This window comes from Streptomyces sp. NPDC002004, assembly GCF_053593975.1.
Window position 1 is genome coordinate 51,667 of record NZ_JBSFDP010000022.1, and the last position, 17,309, is coordinate 68,975.

Annotated in this window: 13 protein-coding genes; 6 read left to right on the forward strand and 7 right to left on the reverse strand. The window is 70.7% G+C overall.

Annotation, left to right across the window (positions count from 1 at the left end):
- The first annotated feature begins 14 nt into the window (after nucleotides 1-14).
- On the forward strand, nucleotides 15-2,942 hold the full coding sequence (locus ACWCP6_RS26240) for an FAD-binding and (Fe-S)-binding domain-containing protein (protein WP_450935006.1): 2,928 nt from the start codon (nucleotides 15-17) through the stop codon (nucleotides 2,940-2,942).
- A gap of 239 nt (nucleotides 2,943-3,181) precedes the next feature.
- Here the strand turns inward: ACWCP6_RS26240 and ACWCP6_RS26245 are convergent, their stop codons facing one another.
- Nucleotides 3,182-4,792 carry a peptide-N4-asparagine amidase gene (locus ACWCP6_RS26245; protein WP_450935007.1) on the reverse strand — a complete coding sequence of 537 codons (1,611 nt, stop codon included), beginning with the start codon at nucleotides 4,790-4,792 and terminating at the stop codon, nucleotides 3,182-3,184.
- Nucleotides 4,793-4,860: 68 nt separating this feature from the next.
- Nucleotides 4,861-5,601, reverse strand: coding sequence for a L,D-transpeptidase family protein (locus ACWCP6_RS26250; RefSeq protein WP_450935008.1), 741 nt, complete (start codon nucleotides 5,599-5,601; stop codon nucleotides 4,861-4,863).
- A gap of 370 nt (nucleotides 5,602-5,971) precedes the next feature.
- Between ACWCP6_RS26250 and ACWCP6_RS26255 the strand changes: the two genes are divergently transcribed.
- Together ACWCP6_RS26255 and ACWCP6_RS26260 are read left to right on the forward strand one after the other, a co-directional pair.
- A complete protein-coding gene (locus tag ACWCP6_RS26255; protein ID WP_450935009.1) occupies nucleotides 5,972-7,831 on the forward strand; it encodes an ABC transporter transmembrane domain-containing protein in 1,860 nt (619 codons plus the stop codon).
- On the forward strand, nucleotides 7,828-9,618 hold the full coding sequence (locus tag ACWCP6_RS26260) for an ABC transporter ATP-binding protein (RefSeq protein ID WP_450935010.1): 1,791 nt from the start codon (nucleotides 7,828-7,830) through the stop codon (nucleotides 9,616-9,618). The genes ACWCP6_RS26255 and ACWCP6_RS26260 overlap by 4 nt, the downstream gene beginning before the upstream one ends.
- Nucleotides 9,619-9,710: 92 nt before the next feature.
- Here ACWCP6_RS26260 and ACWCP6_RS26265 read toward each other — a convergent pair whose 3' ends face one another.
- Nucleotides 9,711-10,502: a metal-dependent hydrolase gene (locus ACWCP6_RS26265; protein ID WP_450935011.1), complete on the reverse strand. Its 792-nt coding sequence runs from the start codon at nucleotides 10,500-10,502 to the stop codon at nucleotides 9,711-9,713.
- 145 nt (nucleotides 10,503-10,647) lie between these two features.
- On the opposite strand from ACWCP6_RS26265, the gene ACWCP6_RS26270 reads away from it, so the two are divergent.
- On the forward strand, nucleotides 10,648-13,161 hold the full coding sequence (locus tag ACWCP6_RS26270; protein ID WP_450935012.1) for a DEAD/DEAH box helicase: 2,514 nt from the start codon (nucleotides 10,648-10,650) through the stop codon (nucleotides 13,159-13,161).
- A 73-nt stretch (nucleotides 13,162-13,234) separates the two neighbouring features.
- Nucleotides 13,235-14,107 carry an acyl-CoA thioesterase gene (locus tag ACWCP6_RS26275; protein WP_450935013.1) on the forward strand — a complete coding sequence of 291 codons (873 nt, stop codon included), beginning with the start codon at nucleotides 13,235-13,237 and terminating at the stop codon, nucleotides 14,105-14,107.
- A gap of 59 nt (nucleotides 14,108-14,166) precedes the next feature.
- Here ACWCP6_RS26275 and ACWCP6_RS26280 read toward each other — a convergent pair whose 3' ends face one another.
- Together ACWCP6_RS26280 and ACWCP6_RS26285 are read right to left on the reverse strand one after the other, a co-directional pair.
- Entirely contained in the window at nucleotides 14,167-15,120 is a 954-nt protein-coding gene (locus tag ACWCP6_RS26280; RefSeq protein ID WP_450935014.1) for a DUF6397 family protein, read from the reverse strand.
- 132 nt (nucleotides 15,121-15,252) lie between these two features.
- Nucleotides 15,253-15,666 carry a roadblock/LC7 domain-containing protein gene (locus ACWCP6_RS26285; RefSeq protein ID WP_450935015.1) on the reverse strand — a complete coding sequence of 138 codons (414 nt, stop codon included), beginning with the start codon at nucleotides 15,664-15,666 and terminating at the stop codon, nucleotides 15,253-15,255.
- 106 nt (nucleotides 15,667-15,772) lie between these two features.
- Here ACWCP6_RS26285 and ACWCP6_RS26290 point away from each other — a divergent pair, with 106 nt between their 5' ends.
- Nucleotides 15,773-16,201 (forward strand): PPOX class F420-dependent oxidoreductase, encoded by a 429-nt coding sequence (locus tag ACWCP6_RS26290; protein WP_450935016.1) that lies wholly within the window; start codon nucleotides 15,773-15,775, stop codon nucleotides 16,199-16,201.
- A 90-nt stretch (nucleotides 16,202-16,291) separates the two neighbouring features.
- Here the strand turns inward: ACWCP6_RS26290 and ACWCP6_RS26295 are convergent, their stop codons facing one another.
- Both ACWCP6_RS26295 and ACWCP6_RS26300 read right to left on the reverse strand, forming a co-directional pair.
- Complete coding sequence (locus ACWCP6_RS26295; protein ID WP_450935017.1) at nucleotides 16,292-16,897, reverse strand: GTP-binding protein; 606 nt, start codon at nucleotides 16,895-16,897, stop codon at nucleotides 16,292-16,294.
- The gene (locus ACWCP6_RS26300) at nucleotides 16,878-17,294 is read right to left on the reverse strand and encodes a DUF742 domain-containing protein (RefSeq protein ID WP_450935018.1); all 417 of its coding nucleotides are present in this window, start codon (nucleotides 17,292-17,294) and stop codon (nucleotides 16,878-16,880) included. The genes ACWCP6_RS26295 and ACWCP6_RS26300 overlap by 20 nt, the downstream gene beginning before the upstream one ends.
- Nucleotides 17,295-17,309: the final 15 nt, after the last annotated feature.

Sequence of the window (17,309 nt, forward strand, 5' to 3'; positions counted from 1 at the left end):
CGTGAGGAGTGGCCATGCCCCTGCTGGAGCCCGACCCGAGCGCGCTCCGCCCGCCGTCCCGCCCGGCCCGGCCCGCCCCCGACCGGGTTCCGCAGGACCGGGCCGGCGGCACCCCCGAGCCGCTGCGCGGCGACCTGGTCGCCCTGCTCGGCGCGGACAAGGTCCTGACGGGTGTCTCCGACCTGGTGCGGTACGCATCGGACGCGAGCCCCTATCGCTTCGTTCCACAGGTCGTGGTGATCGCGGAGGATGTCGACGACGTGTCGGCCGTTCTCTCGTACGCGCGTGGCAAGGGGCGCAATGCGGTGTTCCGCGCCGCCGGGACCTCGCTCAACGGGCAGGCCCAGGGCGAGGACATCCTCGTCGACGTACGCCGGCACTGGACGGGCATCGAGGTGCTGGACGACGGGGCACGGGCACGTATCCAACCCGGTACCACCGTCTTCCGCGCAAACACCACCCTCGCCCGGTACGGCCGCGTGCTGGGCCCGGACCCGGCGAGTGCGATCGCCTGCACGATCGGCGGAGTCGTCGCCAACAACGCCTCGGGGATGACGGCAGGCATCACACGCAGCTCCTACCGGACGGTCGCCTCGCTCACCTTCGTCCTGCCGTCGGGCACGGTCGTCGACACGGCGCGCGCGGACGCGGACGCGCAGCTGGCGCACGCCGAACCGGCCCTGTGCGCGGGCCTGATGGCACTGAAGGACGAGGTCGAGTCGGATCCGGAACTCGTCGCGCGCATCCGGGCCAAGTACGCCATCAAGAACACGAACGGCTACCGCCTGGACGCCTTCCTCGACGGAGCGACCCCGACGGAGATCCTTCGCGGTCTCATGGTCGGCTCCGAAGGGACCTTCGGCTTCATCTCCGAGGTCGTCTTCCACACGCTCCCCCTGGACCGTCATGTCACCGCGGGCCTGCTGTTCTTCCCGTCCCTGCCGGCCGCGGCCGCCGCCGTCACGCTCTTCAACGAGGCAGGCGCCCATGCCGTCGAACTCATGGACGGCAACACACTGCGGGCCTCGGTCAGTGTCACGGGCGTCCCCTCCGACTGGGCCTCCCTCCCCAGGACGACGACCGCGTTGCTGGTGGAGTTCCGCGCTCCGGACGAGGCTCGGCTGGCCGCCTACGAAGGGGTGGCGGGGGACGTCCTCCGACGACTCGAAACGGTGGCCCCAGTGGCCTCGGTGACCAACGCCTTCACCCGCGACGCGCAGGCGATCACCGGGTACTGGAAGGCCCGCAAGGCATTCGTCACGGCCGTCGGTGGCTCCCGTCCGCCCGGGACGACCCTCATCACCGAGGACTTCGCGGTGCCGCCGGACCGACTCGCGGAGGCCTGCGAAGCACTGCTGGACCTGCAGACACGGCACGGATTCGACGCCGCCGTCGCGGGTCACGCCGCGCACGGCAATCTGCACTTCCTGCTCGCCTTCGACGCGGCCGATCCCGCGGACGTGGAGCGGTACGCCTCGTTCATGGACGACTTCTGCCGCCTGACGGTGGAACGCTTCGACGGCTCACTCAAGGCCGAGCACGCGACGGGCCGCAATATCGCCCCGTACCTGGAGCTCGAATGGGGCTCCAGGGCAACGGAGTTGATGTGGCGCACGAAGCAGGTCATCGACCCGCACGGCGTGCTCGCGCCGCGCATCGTCCTCGACCGCGATCCCCGGGCCCATCTGCGAGGCCTGAAGACCATCCCCAGGGTGGAGAAGGTCGCCGACCCGTGCATCGAGTGCGGCTTCTGCGAACCGGACTGCCCCAGCCACGATGTGACGACGACGCCGCGCCAACGAATCGTGCTGCGCCGCGAAATGATGCGCCAGGCTGCAGGTTCCGCGGTGGAGGACGGCCTCCTGGCGGCATACGGCTACGACGCCGTGGACACCTGCGCCGGCGACTCCGTGTGCAAGCTGGCCTGCCCGGTCGGCATCGACACCGGCACGCTGATGACGGCCTTCCGGCATGCCCGGCACACCGCACGCGAGGAGAAGGCCGCGGAGCTGACCGCCCGGCACTTCAAGACTGTCGAGAGGTCGGCCCGGCTCGCCGTCGCGGCGGCCGGCCGCGTCGACGACCGCATCGTGACCGCCGTGACCCGTACCGCGCGCACGGCGGTACGCCCCGACCTCGTCCCCGAATGGCTGCCGGGCCTCCCGGGCGCCGCGCCCCGCGAACTGCCCCGCACCGAGCGCGTGGGTGCGTCCGCCGTCTACTACCCGGCGTGCGTCAACCGCATCTTCGGGGGCCCGGAGGGGCGACAGGGTCCCTCACCGGCGCAGGCCCTCGTCGCGGTCTCCGCACGGGCGGGAAAGCCGGTGTGGATCCCGGACGACGTCACAGGCACCTGCTGCGCGACGATCTGGCACTCCAAGGGGTACCCGGCGGCGAACGCCGTCATGGCCAACCGCATCGTCGAAGCCGCCTGGGGGTGGACGGCCGGCGGCGCGCTGCCCCTCGTGATCGACGCCTCGTCGTGCACCCTCGGCCTCGCCCAGGAGGTCGTACCCCATCTGACGGACGACAACAGGGAGTTGCACGAGGAGCTGACCATCCTGGACTCGGTCGTGTGGGCCGCGGAAGAGCTCCTCCCCCGCCTCACCGTGCACCGCACGATCGGTTCGGCGGTACTGCATCCGACCTGCTCGATGCGCCACCTCGGCGACGACCTCCAGTTGCGGGTCGTCGCCGAGGCATGCGCGGACGAGGTGGTCGTACCGGACGACACGGGGTGCTGTGCCTTCGCAGGCGACCGGGGCATGCTCCACAAGGAGCTCACCGAAGCGGCCACGCGCAAGGAGGCCGCGGAGGTCACCTCCCGGCACTTCGACGCGCATCTGTCGGCGAACCGCATGTGCGAGATCGGCATGGACCGTGCGACGGGCCGGAAATACCACTCCGTGCTGGTGGAACTCGAGCGGGCGACACGACCGTGAGCGGGGCGCGCGTCGATCCCGGCCGGCGTGTCGACACCTCGGCGTCCCGGCCGGACGCACCTCCCTGCGCGCCACCGCACGTGCGGGCCCGGACAAGTGCGCGCTCGGGCACGTCCACGCTCGGACACGTGCACGCTCGGGCACATACGGGCTCCGCACCGCCGGCCGTACCCACAACGGGCTCGGCTGCCCCGCCGCACCCACAACGGGCCCGGCTGCCTTGGCGCTCCCCGGCCGGCTCAACAGCGCCGGCGGTCCTCGGTGAGCGTTCCCTGGACCGTGACAAGACTCCGGTCGTAGCAGCCGTCCGCCCCGTACAACCGGTATCGCTCGCTCGTCGTCGCGATCGCATGGCGCTGCTCACGCGGCACATTCGCGGTGTAGGCCGCGTCCCCGGAGTACGAGTCGTCCGACGTGGACCAGTCGGTGCGACGCCCGCCGCGCGTTTCCTGGAGCGTCGCGCGGTCGCCCAACGCGAGGACGGTCCGCAGCCGGTCCCCGGCGCCGAGCGTCGTGCTGCCGTCCATGGTGTACGTCCGGCTGGTGCTGGTCACACGCTGCGGGCCACGACCGTCCGTGGTGACCGTCTCGTCGTCGGTCCAGGCCGCCGTGAGCGCGTCCGTGGTCTCGCCGTCCGTCCAGCGGTGGGCGGACGTGTTGGCGAGCGCACGGGTCACCGTGGTGGTGACGCGACCGTGCGAGGTGTCGACGTATCCCGCGACCGTGAACTCGTGGGCGCCCCTGGTGTCCACGCGCGGCTCCGAACCGGGCGTATAGGTGGCGGTGTTGGCGAGCTCGCCCAGGTGGTGACGGGTGAGCGCACCGGTCACATGCGCGCGGTGGGCATCCTGCCAGACGAGGACGTTGACGGGTGTGCTCCAACCCGCCTGGCCCTGTGGGACGCCCACGACGGACACCTCGACGCGGTGCGCGCGGCCGTCGTTCAGTACGCCTGCGAAGGGCGTCAGGTCGTAGACGACGGGCCGCACGTCGAAGGCCCGTGGTCCCGGGATCACGTACCAGAGGAACGGATTGGACCAGCCACCGGTCCATACGGTCGGAAACGGCGCCGCGATCCCTGCGGTCCGCCCGTCGACCGTGATCTGCACCTCGCGGTAGGGGCCGCCGTCCGCCTTGCAGGAGTACGGCGCCGCGTCCGGCACCGTCAGGTACCAGAACTCCTCGCATCCGCCGCCCGATCCGGTGGCGTACACCTCGGCGAGAATCCGCTCGGAATTGCGGGGTGTGGTGAGGGTGCCGTCCTGGAGGGTGAGCACCCGGTCGGGTGCGGCTGCCGGGGTCTTCGCCGACCCGGCGGCATAGAACGTCAGGGTGGCCTTCACGTCGATGACCCCCGTGTAGGTGTCGTCGACGACGTTGCCGATCAGCATCTCCACCGGCTGGGCGTGCCGCAGCGTGTCGCTGTACCTGGTGACGTCCTTCTCCACGGACCAGGAGATGCCGTCGGGCGAGGGCTCAGGTGTCGATGTGCGGAGAACCTCGACGCCGCCGATGTGCAGATAGCCGAGCCGGTCGAACTGCCGCCCCTTGACTTTTCCGTCGAGCCGCAGCACCACCTTGCTCCAGCGGTCACCGCAGTCCCGCGGTGGCTCGTAGGTGCCCCGGTAGGGGGTGAAGTCCCGGAACTGTGCCTCGGCGACGGTCACTTCGCAGGACTTCGAGTGCGGCCTCGCCAGCGGCGGGGTCGCGGTGATCGGATCGTGCCAGTCGGTGCCGAACTCGGCCGGGGGCTGCGGTCCGGCGGCCGCCGCGAGGGGCACTCCGGCGAACAGCGCGCTCGCCGCCAAGGCCGTCACGGCGAGCATGAGCATGACCATCCGTCTCATCATGTGCGCCGTTCTACGGGCCCCACGGCCCCACGCGCAATGCGCCCGTCCGAGCCGGCGCTCCGGTTCGGTCAGGCCTTCAGTGACGCCTTGTCGCCCATCACGACGACCGGGTGCTGTCCGGGATCGAGGGTCCGGAGCAGATACTGCATCCCCGACTTCGACAGGCTCACACAGGCCGACGTGCCACTGCCGTGGTCCATGTGCAGCCAGATGCTGCCGCCCTTCGACTGCCCTTCCGGGCGTGCCTGGTCATTCGGCGGGGTGCCCTTGACCCGGTTGTAGTCGATGGCGATCACGTAGTCGAAGTCGTGCCAGTGCGACTTGGACCAGTAGTGCGGGGCCTGGAAGGCCGCCGACTCGGTGTACGGAAGCCGCGCCCCGGGGTCGGGCAGCACTCCGCCCGCGTCGCTGAGCGTGAAGACGCCGACCGGGCTGCGCCGGTCGCCCTCGTGATGGTCGAGGGTCCAGCCCCGCTTGCCGTTGTGCCCGGCCCAACTGCGCGTCCGGTGCCAGATGTCGCCCTGCTTCGTGTAGAGCACGACCGTCGAATCGGCCGAATCCTTGCCCTCGCCGTAGACCGCTATGACCTGACGCGACTCCGCGGGGATGCGTTGCTGGAGCTTGTCACCCACATCGGGGATGCGCTTGACGTCCACGGCGTCCGCGCCGGCGCCCCCGCCCGCAGCATGCCGGGCGCCGTTCTTGCGCGCGTCCCCGTCACCCGAACTCCCGCAGGACGTCACGGACGTGACCAGAACACCGCAGGCCGCAGCCACGACCGCCATTCGCACCGCACCAGCTTTCCGCATGGGATCCATGGTCGCACCACGCGGCCGGTGCCCCGACCCGGGCCCCTGCCCCGGGGCAGAACCATGGGCCGAATCTTTGCCCTGCGCCGGAAAACCGTTTGCCTCGCCCCAGGCCACGCGCGAACCTTTCACGGCTCGCACCGGCTCGCACCGGCCGGTGCGCTCCGCGGGAGCGGGGGATTTTTGGGGTTTTAAATGGTTTGCCTGTTTCACCAGGTATTCGACATTTTCTACTAGCCAGCTTGTGACTTGGGGTTCGGGGCCCCCTCCCCCTCCCCACCCCGCCCCTCTCCCCCTCCCCCTCCCCCTCCCCCTCCCGCAGTGCACCCCCTCCTCCGACCATCCCTCCCCATCCGTGCCCTGGGACGTCATGCAGATTCGAGATCTCCCCTACCCCGACCCCGGTGTCCCCGACGTGCGCTCGGGCCCCAGGTTCCTGCTGTGGCTCGGCCGGAATCAGCTCGGCGGACAGCTCAAGTCCCTCGCCTGGGGGCTGCTGCACTTCCTCGCCGTCGGCGCCCTCCCCTACGCCGTCGGCTTCGCCGTGCAGGCGGTGCTGGAGCGGTCCGGCACGCGGCTCGCCCTCGCGGGCGGGCTGATCGCCGTGGCCGGCGTGGGCATCGCGCTCGGCGACACGATGCTGCACCGCACTGCGGTCACCAACTGGATCACGGCTGCCGCGCGCGTTCAGCAGCTCCTCGCCCGGAGGACCGCCGTCCTCGGGTCCGCGCTCACCCGTCGGGTCGCCGCCGGCGAGGTCGTCGCGGTCTCCACGGGCGACGTCGAGAAGATCGGCTGGTTCGTGGAGGCGCTGTCGCGATTCGCCGCGGCCGCGGTCACCGTGGTCGTGGTGTGCGTCGGGCTCGTCGTGTACCAACCTGCACTCGGCCTCGTCGTGGCCGCGGGCATGCCGCTGATCGCGCTCGCCGTACTGCCGTTGCTGCCTCCCGCGACGCGTCGCGCCGATGTCCAGCGGGAGAAGGCGGGACGCGCCACCGAGCTGGCCTCGGACACGGTCGCGGGTCTGCGGGTGCTGCGCGGCATCGGCGGCGAGGAACTGTTCCTCGACCGCTACCGCCGTGCGTCGCAGGAGGTGCGAAGGGCGGCGGTGCGCAGTGCCCGTATGTGGTCGCTGATCTCGGCCATCCAGGTACTGCTGCCCGGGCTGCTCCTCGTCGTCGTGATCTGGCACGGGGTCGGCCTGGCTCGCGACGGCAGGGTCTCCGTCGGTGAACTGGTCACGGTGTACAGCGCGATCACCATCCTCAACTACCCTCTGCGGCACTTCGAGGAGATCGCCATGGCGTACTCCTTCTCCCGCCCGTCCGCGAAGCGCGCGGCACGGGTGCTGGCACTGGAACGGGACACCGGTCCCGACGACCGTGCCGAGGACACGTCCGTCGTCGTGCCCGGTGGTGAGCTGTACGATCCGGCGACCGGTCTGCTCGCACCCGCCGGCCGGCTCACCGCCGTGGTGTGCGGCGACCCCGACGCGGCCGGCCGGCTCGCTGAACGTCTCGGTGGACACCCTCCTTCCGACGACACCCCGCGGCCTTCCGTTCTCCTCGGCGGCGTCGCCCTGGACACGGTCCCCCTGGACGCCGCGCGCACCGCGGTCCTCGTCCAGGACAAAGACCCGATCCTGCTCTCCGGCACCCTGCGCGAACTCCTGGACGTGCCCGCCTCGGGATCGGTGGGTTCCGCGGCGGCACTGCAGGCGGCACAGTGCGTCGATGTGCTCGACGCCCTTCTGCAGGGCGCCGTCGGCGCGACGGACCCGCTGGACGCCCACATCACCGAGCGGGGCCGTTCGCTCTCCGGCGGACAGCGGCAGCGACTCGCCCTGGCCAGGTCCCTGATCACGGACCCGGAGGTGCTCGTCCTCGACGAGCCCACGTCGGCCGTCGACTCGCACACCGAGGCCCGGATCGCGGGTGGTGTGAAGGCTCTGCGGGACGGACGGACGACAGTGGTCCTCACCTCGTCGCCGCTGTTCCTCGACCAGGCCGACCATGTGGTGTTCCTGCACGAGGGCACCGTCGCCGCCACGGGAGTGCACCGCGAACTGGTCCACGCCGATCCCCGGTACCGCGCGGTGGTCTCCCGGGAGACCGACGAGGAAACCGCCCGCGGGGACGGCACTGCGGTCCCCGAAGCACCGGCAGCCCGCGAAGCCCTGAAGACGCTGCCCGACATCGGCGCACTGGAAGAGATCGAGGAGACCGCATGATCGGCGTGGCGCCCCCGGACTACGACCCGGCGGCCCCGACCACGGCGCACACCCTGCCCGTCGGTGCCCCCGCAACGGTCCGGGCGTATGCCCGTGGACTGTTCCGGCGTCACCGCCGGGCCTTCGTGGCCCTTGTCACCGTGAACGCGGTCGCCGTCGTCGCCTCCATGGTGGGCCCCTATCTCCTCGGCTCCCTGGTCGAGCACGTGTCGAAGGGCGGTGCGGGGCTGCGCGAACTCCATCTGGGGCGCACCGTCGCACTGTTCGTCGTCGCTCTGGGCGTGCAGGCGGTGTTCGTCCGCCAGGTGCGGCTGCGCGGCGCGGTGCTCGGTGAGCGCATGCTCGCCGATCTGCGTGAGGACTTCCTGGTGCGCTCGGTGGGTCTGCCGCCCGGGGTGCTGGAGCGTGCCGGCACCGGCGACCTGCTCTCGCGGATCACAACGGACATCGACCGGCTCGCGGACGCGATGCGGGAGGCCGTGCCGGAGCTGGCCATCGGCGTGGTCTGGGTCGCGCTGCTGATCGGTGGTCTTGCCGTGACGGCACCGGAACTCGCGCCGGCCGTCCTGGTGGCGGTGCCGCTCCTGGTCGTCGGCTGCCGCTGGTACTTCAGGCGGGCGCCCTCGGCATACCGGTCGGAGGCGGCCGGATACGCGGCGGTGGCAGCCGTTCTCGCCGAGACGGTGGACGCCGGGCGCACCGTGGAGGCCCACCGGCTGGGCGCCCGTCGCATCGCGCTGTCCGACCGCCGGGTCGCGGAGTGGACCGCCTGGGAGCGTTACACCCTGTGGCTGCGGTCGGTGCTCTTCCCTGTCGTCAACGTCACGCATGTCACCGTGCTGTGTTCGGTGCTGATGATCGGCGGGGTGTTCGTCCTGCAGGGCTGGATCGGCGTGGGGCAGCTGACGACGAGTGCGCTCATCGCCCAGATGCTGGTGGATCCGGTGGGACTCATCCTGCGGTGGTACGACGAGCTCCAGGTCGCCCAGGTGTCGCTGGCCCGGCTGGTGGGTGTGCGCGAGATCGCGCCCGACGAGGGGGACGGCTCGGTCGCCCCGGAGGGGCGCAGCGTCCGGGCCGACCGTGTCCATTTTGGCTACCGCCCGGGTCTCGACGTGCTCCGCAAGGTGTCGCTGGAGGTGGAGCCCGGTACCCGGCTGGCGCTCGTCGGGCCATCGGGGGCGGGGAAGTCGACCCTGGGGCGGCTGCTCGCCGGGATCTACGCCCCGCGGGCCGGACGGGTCACGCTCGGGGACGCCGAACTGTCGCGGATGCCGGCGGAGCGGGTCCGGTCGCATGTCGCGCTGGTCAACCAGGAGCACCACGTCTTCGTGGGTTCCCTGCGCGACAACCTTGTGCTGGCACGGACGGGCGCCGAGGACGCCGAGCTGTGGGCGGCGCTCGCCGCGGTCGACGCGGACGGCTGGGCCCGTGGGCTGGAGGGCGGGCTGGACACCGAGGTGGGTTCGGGAGGGCTCGCGCTGACGCCGGCGCAGGCGCAGCAGGTCGCTCTGGCGCGGCTGGTCCTCGCCGATCCGCACACGCTGGTGCTGGACGAGGCGACGTCGCTGCTCGACCCGCGCGCCGCACGGCATCTGGAGCGTTCGCTGGCCCGTGTGCTGGACGGGCGCACGGTCGTGGCGATCGCGCACCGTCTGCACACCGCGCACGACGCGGATGTGATCGCTGTCGTCGAGGACGGCCGCATCAGCGAGCTGGGCAGTCATGACGATCTGGTCGCCGCCGACGGGGCGTACGCGGCGCTGTGGCGTTCCTGGCACGGGTAGCGGGGTACCGGCGACGTCCACGCGGCGCCGCCGGTCGGCCGTGTCCGGCCGGCGGCCGGGGCCGGGGTGGCCCGGGCGGCGGCCGACGGGGCTCAGATGAAGTTGAGCGCCGCGGCCCCGCCGATGCCGCCCAGCAGCATGAACGCCGGCATCAGTACCTTCAGCTCGACCCAGCTGCCCGCCCGGAAGCGCAGGGCCTTGGGCGGGCCGAGGGGGTACCAGCGCTTGCGTCCGACGGGGATGGGCCACAGGATCGGGCAGCCCGATACGGTGAGGGCGTCGCCGATGTCGTGCACCAGGGCTCCGAGCAGGATCGGCAGGCCCAGCCACAGGTACTGCTGGCCGGGCGCAGTGAACAGCCAATCCGATCCGTTGCCCGGCTTGTCCAGCACTCCGGCGAGTATCCAGGCGCTGCTCGCGCCGAGCAGCCAGACGAGGACGTCGCTGGAGACCCGGGCCGCCCGCCACAGGAGGCCTTCGACGGCGAGCACCATGTGGATGAAGAGGATCACGAGGACCGCCCAGCGGCCTCCGACCGCGGCGAGGGCGGAGGCTCCCGCGCCGATCAGCACGGCCCACAGCCAGGTGTGCGTCAGGGTGCGATGGCCTCCGGAGCGCCGGGCGTCGCCCGGCTTGCGGGTGGCCTTGTAGACGGCGTAGGAGAGCTTGTCGACGATCTCGCACAGGCCCCGCGAGATCGGCCCGAAGGCGCGCGAGATGGTGGCCGCCTTGTGATCGAGGTCGGGGGCGAGCGCAGCTCCGGCAGAGATCAGTGCGCCGGCGAGGAGGACCGGCCAGGGCATGGCGTGTCCTGCGGCGGCTGCCGCGGCTCCCACCCCCAGCCAGGCCGCTGCCCCGGAGAGTGAGTGTGCCGGTCCCATCATCGCTGTGCCCCGCCCCATTCTTCTTGCGCGGACACGGTGTTGTCCGCGCACGTCGACGCTCTGTCGGCGCATCAGCGTAGCGTTCATGATCTTCGCACGGGCGTCCGATTCCCTGATCGGGTCGGAAGGCAGGCAAGATGGGTGCGTGACCCTTATCGATCAGCTGCCGCGGACCGCCGACCCCGATGCCCTGTACGAAGCCTTCGAGTCGTGGGCGCAGGAGCGCGGTCTCACCCTCTATCCGCACCAGGAGGAGGCGCTGATCGAGGCGGTCTCGGGTGCGAACGTGATCGTTTCGACGCCCACCGGGTCCGGCAAGAGCATGATCGCGGCGGGTGCGCATTTCGCGGCGCTGGCCCGTGACGAGGTCACCTTCTACACGGCGCCGATCAAGGCGCTGGTCTCGGAGAAGTTCTTCGAGCTCTGCAAGCTGTTCGGAACCGAGAACGTCGGCATGCTGACAGGCGATGCGTCCGTCAACGCGGACGCGCCTGTGATCTGCTGTACCGCCGAGGTGCTCGCGTCGATCGCACTGCGTGACGGCAGGGGCGCCGACATCGGCCAGGTCGTGATGGACGAGTTCCACTTCTACGCCGAGGGCGATCGGGGCTGGGCCTGGCAGATTCCGCTGCTGGAGCTGCCGCAGGCGCAGTTCGTTCTCATGTCGGCGACGCTCGGTGACGTCTCGATGTTCGAGAAGGACCTGACGCGTCGCACCGGTCGCCCGACCGCGGTGGTGCGCTCCGCCACGCGGCCGGTTCCGCTGTCCTACGAGTACCGTCTGACACCGCTCACGGAGACCCTGACGGAGCTGCTGGGGACGAAGCAGGCGCCCGTCTACATCGTTCACTTCACGCAGGCACAGGCGGTGGAGCGGGCGCAGGCGCTGATGAGCATCAACATGTGCTCGCGTGAGGAGAAGGACCAGATCGCCGAGCTGATCGGCAATTTCCGGTTCACCACGAAGTTCGGGCGGAACCTGTCCCGGTACGTCCGGCACGGCATCGGCGTGCACCACGCGGGGATGCTGCCCAAGTACCGGCGCCTCGTGGAGAAGCTGGCGCAGGCCGGCTTGCTGAAGGTCATCTGCGGTACGGACACGCTGGGCGTCGGTGTGAACGTGCCGATTCGCACGGTCATGTTCACCGCACTGACGAAGTACGACGGCAGTCGTGTCCGGACGCTGCGCGCGCGGGAGTTCCACCAGATCGCGGGCCGTGCCGGGCGGGCCGGTTTCGACACGGCGGGCTTCGTCGTGGCGCAGGCCCCCGAGCATGTGATCGAGAACGAGAAGGCGCTCGCGAAGGCGGGCGACGATCCGAAGAAGCGGCGCAAGGTGGTCCGCAAGAAGGCGCCGGAGGGCTTCGTCGGCTGGACCGAGAACACCTTCGAGAAGCTGATCGCGTCCGAGCCGGAACCGTTGACGTCGCGCTTCCGGGTGACGCACACGATGCTGTTGTCGGTGATCGCTCGTCCCGGCAATGCCTTCGAGGCGATGCGGCGCCTGCTGGAGGACAATCACGAGCCGCGCAAGCAACAGCTGCGGCACATCCGCCGGGCCATCGCGATCTACCGTTCGCTGCTCGACGGAGGCATCGTCGAGAAGCTCGACACGCCGGACGCGGAGGGTCGCATCGTCCGGCTCACGGTCGACCTCCAGCAGGACTTCGCGCTCAACCAGCCGCTGTCCACGTTCGCGCTCGCCGCGTTCGAACTCCTCGACCCGGAGTCGCCGTCGTACGCCCTCGACATGGTCTCCGTCGTCGAGTCGACCCTCGACGACCCGCGCCAAATCCTCGTGGCCCAGCAGAACAAGGCGCGCGGCGAGGCCGTTGCGGCGATGAAGGCGGACGGTGTCGAGTACGAGGAGCGGATGGAGCGCCTTCAGGACGTCAGCCATCCGAAGCCTCTGGAGGAGCTGCTCTTCCACGCGTACAACACCTACCGGCGCAGCCACCCGTGGGTCGGTGACCACCCGCTGTCGCCCAAGTCCGTGATCCGGGACATGTACGAACGGGCGCTGTCGTTCACGGAGTTCGTGTCGTTCTACGAGCTGGCCCGCACCGAGGGCATCGTCCTGCGGTACCTCGCGAGCGCGTACAAGGCCCTCGATCACACCGTGCCCGACGACCTGAAGTCGGAGGATCTGGAGGACCTGATCGCCTGGCTCGGCGAGATGGTGCGTCAGGTCGACTCCAGCCTGCTCGACGAGTGGGAGCAGCTCGCCAATCCGGAGGAGATGACCGCCGAGGAGGCCCAGGAGAAGGCCGACCAGGTCAAGCCGGTCACCTCGAACGCGCGGGCCTTCCGCGTCCTCGTGCGCAACGCCATGTTCCGCCGGGTCGAGCTCGCCGCGCTCGACCATGTGGACGAACTCGGCGAGATGGACGGCGACTCCGGCTGGGACGCCGATGCCTGGGGCGAGGCCATGGACCGGTACTGGGACGAGTACGACGACCTCGGCACCGGTCCCGATGCGCGCGGCCCCAAGCTGCTGCAGATCGAGGAGGACACGGCGGCCGGAGTGTGGCGGGTGCGCCAGACCTTCGCCGACCCGCGTGACGACCACGACTGGGGCATCAGCGCCGAGGTCGACCTGGCGGCCTCCGACGCCGAGGGCCGTGCCGTGGTGCGCGTCACCGAGGTGGGCCAGCTCTAGACGACGGTCGCGACGTGCGCCATGGTCGCGTCGCAGAGTCCGGCACGGCGGTGGGCACGGGAGGAGACAGGGCATGACGAATCCGGCAGAGCGGCTCGTCGATCTGCTCGACCTGGAGCAGATCGAGGTGAACATCTTCCGGGGCCGCAGTCCGCAGGAGTCCCTGCAGCGGGTGTTCGGCGGCCAGGTCGCCGGGCAGGCGCTGGTTGCCGCGGGCCGCACCACGGACGGCGACCGCCCGGTGCACTCGCTGCATGCGTACTTCCTGCGCCCGGGACGGCCGGGCGTGCCGATCGTGTACCAGGTCGAGCGGGTCCGTGACGGGCGTTCCTTCACCACCCGTCGTGTCACCGCCGTGCAGCAGGGCCGCACGATCTTCAATCTGACCGCCTCCTTTCACAAACCCGAGGAAGGGAACTTCGAACATCAGCTGCCGCCGGCCCGGGAGGTTCCCGATCCCGAGGCGTTGCCGACGCTCGCGCAGGAGCTCAGGGAGCACTTGGGCGCGCTCCCGGAGCAGCTGGAGCGGATGGCTCGCCGCCAGCCCTTCGACATCCGTTATGTGGACCGTCTGCGCTGGAAGCCCGAGGAGATCGAGGGAGCGGAGCCGCGCAGCGCGGTGTGGATGCGGGCTGTGGGAGGACTGGGCGACGATCCGCTCGTCCACACGTGTGCGCTCACCTATGCGAGCGACATGACGCTGCTCGACGCGGTCCGCATCCCGGTCGAGCCGCTGTGGGGCCCACGTGGTTTCGACATGGCGTCGCTGGATCACGCCATGTGGTTCCACCGCCCGTTCCGCGCGGACGAGTGGTTTCTCTACGACCAGGAGTCACCCGTTGCGACGGGTGGCCGGGGTCTGGCACGGGGTCGTATCTACGACCTGGAGGGCCGTCTGCTGGTGTCGGTCGTCCAGGAGGGGCTGTTCCGCAAGCTCGGCTCCTGACGCCACGGCCGGGCGGCTCCTGGTCGCGCTCTGTGCCGCCGACTACCGCCCCTGCCGGTTCAGCGGCGTGTACGGCGGAGCCAGGTGAGCAGGCCATGGGTTCGACGTCCCCTTGCCGACGCCGTCGTCTCGGATGTCCCCTCGGGGTCCTCGGTGGGCGGCGGCGTCCGTTCGTCGTCCGCGGGTGGTGCGGCAGGCGGGGTGGAACGGGGCGCCGGGCGCTTTCTGCGGGCCTCGGCGAGGGACAGTCCCAGGCCGGTGCGGAGCAATTGGATCTCGTCCGGGTCGTCCGCGGTGAGGAGCCGTGCGACCACCTGGGCCGCGGGTGAGTCGGGAGCCCTGCGGACCGGGCGGTCGGGTCGCAGCCGGTTGAGCAGAGCGCGTTCGTAGGGATCGCGGACGAGGTCGGCGACCTGCACCGGGCCGAGCATCGACGCGGTGATCGCGGCTCGCTTCCACGGGTCGTCCGTCTGCCGCAGGAGGGATCCGGCGCGCCGACTGCGCCAGTTGCGGGCCCGCCGGTCCACGCCCGCGTCGAGCTGGGTCAGCAGTCGGTGCGGCGTGCGGCCCGCGAGCAGGGGGCGGTTGATCTCGGCCGCCGCGAACTGTCGCAGTTCCCGGGCGAGATAGAGCCAGACGACGGCCCGGTATCTGTTCAGGTAGAACGTCGCGGGCGTGAGCAGTCCCACCCGTGCCAGCTTGGTGAAGCGTGCGGGCGTGATCGCCATGAGCTCGGCGCCCTGCGCGGTGCCCACAGTCCGCACCTCGTCGAGCAGCGCGTCGGGGAACCCCTCCGCGGAGCGCACCCGGGCGACCTCGTCGCAGGCGACGCGGCGCCCTCCGCCGCCGCCCTCGTCCGGGACGGTGCGGATCCGCCCGAGGTGCACGGCCAGGTCCAATTCGATGCGTTTCAGGCCCAGCTCCCTGGCGGCACGGCCCCGGCTGACGGAGCGCGGGTGCGGCGATCCGGCCGACAGGGCCGGAGCGGGCTGCGTGACGGTGTTGCCGGTCATGACGGTTCTCCCCGTGAGATGTGATCGCTCGCGGGAAAAACCGTAGCCCGATCGCCGCCCTTCGTGGTGAGCCTGTGGACAACTCCGCCTACGACTGCGTTTTTGCAGGTCAGACGCGCGGGGCGGACCGGTTCACAGGTCGATGTTCGGTGTGCGCTCCGGCTGTCGCGCGTCGACGCCGAGGTGCTCGCCGACGCGGTTCACCAGCAGTGTCATCTCGTAGGCGACCTGGCCGATGTCGGCCTCCGCCGTGCTCAGGACACAGAGGCAACTGCCGTCGCCCGCCGCCGTGACGAAGAGCACGGCGTCATCGAATTCGATCATGGTCTGGCGCACTGCGCCGGCCCCGAAGTGCCGTCCGGACCCCTTGGCGAGGCTGTGCAGCCCCGAAGAGACGGCCGCCAGGTGCTCGGCGTCCTCCCGCTTGAGCCCCCCGCTCGCTCCGGTGACCAAGCCGTCGTTGGACAGCACCAGCGCGTGCTGCACATGCTCGACGCGCTGGGTGAGGTCGTCCAACAGCCACCCGAGTCCTTGGTTCTGTGCCATGATCCGGTCTCCCCGCTCCCTGTTCCCCCACATCGACTCCCCCTGGCCGGAGGATCCGACCGCCAGCCTTCCCCACCGTCGCCGTCCCGGCAAGGAGGATGGAGGCATGGCACAGAAGATGAGCGACCAGGAATGGCGGGACTTCGTCTCGCACGGCACCCGCACGGGCAAGTTGTCGACCGTCCGGGCGGACGGAAGTCCGCACGTCGCACCGGTGTGGTTCGTGCTGGACGGGGACGACGTGGTGTTCAACACCGCCAGGGATTCCGTGAAGGGGCGGAATCTGGCGAGGGACGGCCGGGTGGCCCTCTGCGTGGACGACGACCGGCCTCCCTTCGCATTCGTCACCCTGACTGGTCACGCCGAACTGTCCGAGGACCTGTACGAGTTGCGGCGCTGGGCCGCCAGGATCGGTGGCCGTTACATGGGCGAGGACCGTGCGGAGGAGTTCGGGGCGCGCAATGGCGTCGCCGGGGAGCTGCTTGTGCGTATGCGGGTCGAGAAGGCCCTCGGCTACTCGGACGTGGCGGACTGAGAGCCCCGCGACGCGTGGGGACGCCGTGCGCGGGACCGCGCTCCTCCCGAATCTCCGGGAGGAGCCGGGGCGACATGCCGTCCGCCGTGTTCAGCCGACTGAGTCGAGCAGCCGGGCGGTGTGCATCCGCCCGGCGTACTCGACGAGCCGGACCAGCACCTCCTTTCCGGAGTCGCGGTCGCGCGCGTCGCACAGCACGACAGGGGTTCCCTGCTCGAGGTCGAGGGCGCAGGACACGTCGTGCGCGCCGTAGGTACGGGCGCCCGGGAAGCAGTTGACGGCGACGACGAACGGGATGTGCCGGTGTTCGAAGAAGTCGACCGCCGGGAAGCAGTCCTCGAGCCTGCGGGTGTCGGCCAGGACGACTGCGCCGAGGGCGCCCTGTGCCAACTCGTCCCAGAGGAACCAGAAGCGGTCCTGTCCCGGGGTGCCGAAGAGGTAGAGCGAGAGCCCCGACCTGATGGTGATGCGGCCGAAGTCCATGGCGACGGTCGTGGTGGTCTTCCGGTCCACGCCGACGGTGTCGTCCACCGCCACCCCGGCTTCGCTCAGCCGTTCCTCGGTGTGCAGGGGACGGATCTCGCTCAGGGAGCCGACGAGGGTGGTCTTGCCCACCCCGAAGCCGCCGGCGACCATGATCTTCAGGGCCAGGGCGGTCGTGTCGACGGCCGTGGTCTCAGAGTGCTCGGAGCCCATCGATTACTTCCCTCAGGATTCTTTCGTCGGGTAGCCGGGCGGGCGGCACGGGTCGTCCGACCGTGACGCATCCCAGCTCCAGCAGGTCGCCGAGCAGCACCCTCACCACGCCTACGGGGAGATCGGCGCCTGCGGCGAGTTCCGCGACCGACTGGGTCTCGGAACGGCACAGCTCGATGAGTGTGCGGTGTTCGGGTCCGAGAGCTGTGTCGTCGCCCGGGCCCGGTGCGTGCTCGTCGAGGGTGACGAGTGCGATCAGGTCGAAGCGCACTCCGGTCGTGGCGGGCTCGGTTCGGCCGCCCGTCATCGCATAGGGGCGCACGATGGGGCCGGCCTCGTTGTCGTACCACTGGCTGCCGGGCCGGGCCGGCGGATCGCCTCGGGAGTCCTCGGTCATCGCGGTCCGCCGCGC

What these genes read in the sequence shown, in the direction of transcription:
- ACWCP6_RS26240 (WP_450935006.1), top strand. Translation starts at nt 15, where the DNA reads ATGCCCCTGCTGGAGCCCGACCCGAGCGCGCTCCGCCCGCCGTCCCGC.
- ACWCP6_RS26245 (WP_450935007.1), bottom strand. Translation starts at nt 4,792, where the DNA reads ATGATGAGACGGATGGTCATGCTCATGCTCGCCGTGACGGCCTTGGCG.
- ACWCP6_RS26250 (WP_450935008.1), bottom strand. Translation starts at nt 5,601, where the DNA reads ATGCGGAAAGCTGGTGCGGTGCGAATGGCGGTCGTGGCTGCGGCCTGC.
- ACWCP6_RS26255 (WP_450935009.1), top strand. Translation starts at nt 5,972, where the DNA reads ATGCAGATTCGAGATCTCCCCTACCCCGACCCCGGTGTCCCCGACGTG.
- ACWCP6_RS26260 (WP_450935010.1), top strand. Translation starts at nt 7,828, where the DNA reads ATGATCGGCGTGGCGCCCCCGGACTACGACCCGGCGGCCCCGACCACG.
- ACWCP6_RS26265 (WP_450935011.1), bottom strand. Translation starts at nt 10,502, where the DNA reads ATGATGGGACCGGCACACTCACTCTCCGGGGCAGCGGCCTGGCTGGGG.
- ACWCP6_RS26275 (WP_450935013.1), top strand. Translation starts at nt 13,235, where the DNA reads ATGACGAATCCGGCAGAGCGGCTCGTCGATCTGCTCGACCTGGAGCAG.
- ACWCP6_RS26280 (WP_450935014.1), bottom strand. Translation starts at nt 15,120, where the DNA reads ATGACCGGCAACACCGTCACGCAGCCCGCTCCGGCCCTGTCGGCCGGA.
- ACWCP6_RS26285 (WP_450935015.1), bottom strand. Translation starts at nt 15,666, where the DNA reads ATGGCACAGAACCAAGGACTCGGGTGGCTGTTGGACGACCTCACCCAG.
- ACWCP6_RS26290 (WP_450935016.1), top strand. Translation starts at nt 15,773, where the DNA reads ATGGCACAGAAGATGAGCGACCAGGAATGGCGGGACTTCGTCTCGCAC.
- ACWCP6_RS26295 (WP_450935017.1), bottom strand. Translation starts at nt 16,897, where the DNA reads ATGGGCTCCGAGCACTCTGAGACCACGGCCGTCGACACGACCGCCCTG.
- ACWCP6_RS26300 (WP_450935018.1), bottom strand. Translation starts at nt 17,294, where the DNA reads ATGACCGAGGACTCCCGAGGCGATCCGCCGGCCCGGCCCGGCAGCCAG.